Here is a 2,129-nt window from a genome sequence, read left to right on the forward strand (position 1 = left end):
TACACAGTGCTTCCGCAGCAAAGGCAAAGTGGTTAATGTGGTTGTATTGAGCGTTAGTCACCGACCGTTGAGTTGTCCAACCTTGGCTAGAAGCGTGGGTTGTGGGTACGACTTTCAATTCTACGCACTTCGCCCAGAAAGGATCATAATCGTATTCACTATCTAAGCCAAAGTTATCAATCCAAACAACCTCGTTAGCAACTTCCTTACCATACTTCTCAAAAGCAGGGATTGGACGGCGCACGTAACCAGGAATTTGAATAGCTTTCAATCCCAAAACATTCACCGCATATTCCAACTCTTCAATCGCCTCTTGGGGTGTATGCATGGGAATAGCTGCAATTGGAGATAGGCGATCGCGATAAGGGCGGAAAATATCAGCATGGTATATATTAATTGCGCGACATACAGCCCGACGCATCGCTTCATTGCCGATATTTGGAGCCATTGTTGCCAAGTTGGGATAGACAACAGCAAAATCGGTACCAGCTTCTTGCAAACGTTCGTGCAGCAACTTCGGTAAACTGATAGTTGCCAAATTCAAGGTATTTTTGGTTGGACGACCCCACCAGTTAGGACGATTAGTGCGATGAGCGAAACGTTCTCCCCAAGTTTGCTCATACCATTAAAAACGAGAAGCACCTGGTAAACGTTCTTAAAAACGTTCTACAATTTCAGCCCCCCCAACTTGCTCTAAATAATCGAGAACCGCCGGTTCAAATTCCTGAGTATGAACATCAGTATCAATGATCGCATAACCCAACTGCTCGCGAATTTTTGCAGATCTAGTTTTTTGTACTGGACGGTCTAATGCAATTGTCATGATATTTCACCCTAATGATTTCAAAGTGTTGATCTCCCCGACTTCTTGAAGAAGTTGGGGAGTATTCTTATCGAGTAGCCAAAAATTCTTCAGCTTTTTGCTCAACAACTGTACCCTTGAAGAAGTCTTGATTGAGACTGGTATACAACTCCAATGGATGGATGGATAGGAAATATTGCAAATCTTCTTCCGTGATAATACCGCGTTCAACAAATGAGTAAGAATTCGCAGTAACAGCAGTAATATCGGGTACATCCCAGTGACCAGAATCAGAACCCAAGAAAGCTTTAATTCTATCACCATAAGGATTTGCCTTACGGTTAAACGCGTGGGCTACACGGGTATCATCTGACTCTGTACCAAAGTAAAAGTGTTTGACGAAACGTTCCTGTACATCTTTAGGAGTCTTAACTCCCGCTTTGGCAAATTCATCTAAATCACCTGGATCAAGGGGAGAGAGTAATTGAGAGTGGAAACCTAAACCACTACCTAATTGTTCTATCCGACCATCAACTAACTCTCCACCGTAGCGGAGGTAATACTCTATAAGTTCTTCACGATTTACCTTAGATGGGTCGTTATTTTCCAACATGTGGTCTTTGTTACGGGTTTCCCAGTGCCAAATTAAATCAGTATATAAACTCGCACCCCAAGCAGAACCACCTTCTAAAAATGCAAACTGCAAAGTTGGGAAACGGTGAGTCACTCCTCCAAAGAATAACGATTTGCACAATGCTTCACCCGCAGATGCAAAGTGACCAATATGATTGTACTGGTAGTTGGAAATTGAGCGGCGATTTATCCAACCCATACCACTGGAGTGAGTTGTGGGAACAACTTTGAGTTCTACACACTTCGCCCAGAATGGGTCATAGTCATATTTGCTATCTAAGCCAAAGGTATCAATCCAAATCGCTTCATTTGCAACTTCTTCCCCATACTTCTCAAAAGCGGGAATTGGACGGCGAATATGACCAGGAATTTGAATTGCTTTCAATCCCAGTACTTTCACAGCATATTCCAACTCTTCAATCGCTTCTTCCGGGGTGTGCATGGGAATAGTAGCGATTGGTGTTAAGCGGTCAGAGTATGCACGGAAAATATCAGCATGGTAGGTGTTTGCTGCACGACAAACAGCCCGTCGCATATCTGGATGATTGATATGGGGTGCAAGTGTTGCTAAATTGGGGTACACAACAGCAAAATCTGTACCTGCTTCTTGCAAACGCTCGTGCAGTAACTTAGGCAAGCTAATGGTGGCTAAATTTAAAGCATCATTCGTTGGACGAGTCCAGAAAGGAGGACG

At 43.5% G+C, this 2,129-nt stretch carries 3 protein-coding genes; all 3 read right to left on the reverse strand.

Annotated elements, in window-relative coordinates:
• Positions 1 to 538, reverse strand: a 538-nt coding sequence (locus tag G4P69_RS37235) for an amidohydrolase family protein (protein WP_243903179.1), incomplete at its 3' end; no start/stop codon positions are given.
• Between the two features lie 117 nt (positions 539 to 655).
• Positions 656 to 823, reverse strand: coding sequence for a hypothetical protein (locus G4P69_RS39805; RefSeq protein ID WP_243903180.1), 168 nt, complete (start codon positions 821 to 823; stop codon positions 656 to 658).
• Between the two features lie 67 nt (positions 824 to 890).
• A partial coding sequence (locus G4P69_RS37240) for an amidohydrolase family protein (RefSeq protein ID WP_208354910.1) occupies positions 891 to 2,129 on the reverse strand: 1,239 nt, incomplete at its 5' end.

Origin of the sequence: Aetokthonos hydrillicola CCALA 1050 (genome assembly GCF_017591665.1) — a bacterium.
Taxonomy (GTDB): domain Bacteria; phylum Cyanobacteriota; class Cyanobacteriia; order Cyanobacteriales; family Nostocaceae; genus Aetokthonos; species Aetokthonos hydrillicola.

Excerpts from the sequence above, each read along its gene's own strand:
- G4P69_RS39805 (WP_243903180.1), bottom strand. The coding sequence starts at position 823 with ATGACAATTGCATTAGACCGTCCAGTACAAAAAACTAGATCTGCAAAA.